The following is a 462-nucleotide window of genomic DNA, read 5'->3' as shown; positions in this document are numbered from 1 at the left end:
CGGACAAGCTGGTCGAGATCATTGCCGGCCTGGAAGCCACCTTCGGCGGCATCAACCTCGAAGACATCAAGGCGCCGGAGTGCTTCACGGTCGAGCGCAAGCTGCGCGAACGCATGAAGATTCCCGTCTTCCACGACGACCAGCACGGCACCGCCATCACGGTCTCGGCCGCGTTCATCAACGGCCTGAAGGTCGTGGGCAAGACGATCGACCAGGTCAAGGTCGTGACGTCCGGCGCGGGGGCTGCCGCCCTGGCGTGCCTGGACCTGATGGTGGACCTGGGCCTGCCGCTGGAAAACATCTGGGTGACCGACATCGAAGGCGTGGTCTTTGAGGGCCGCACGACGCTGATGGACCCGGACAAGGCGCGCTTTGCGCAAAAGACGGACGCCCGCAAGCTGGCCGACGTGATCGAGGGCGCGGACGTGTTCCTGGGCCTGTCGGCCGGCGGCGTGCTCAAGC

The 462-nt window shown here is 66.0% G+C and carries 1 protein-coding gene; it reads left to right on the top strand.

Annotated elements, in window-relative coordinates:
• The coding region (locus AC6LJ2_RS30055) for a malic enzyme-like NAD(P)-binding protein (protein WP_498152763.1) at nt 1-462 on the top strand (462 nt) is incomplete at both ends.

The organism is Achromobacter sp. 1014246743 (assembly GCF_059760725.1).
Note: the sequence above shows the minus strand (reverse complement) of the source record. Positions and strands in the feature narration are given on the sequence as shown.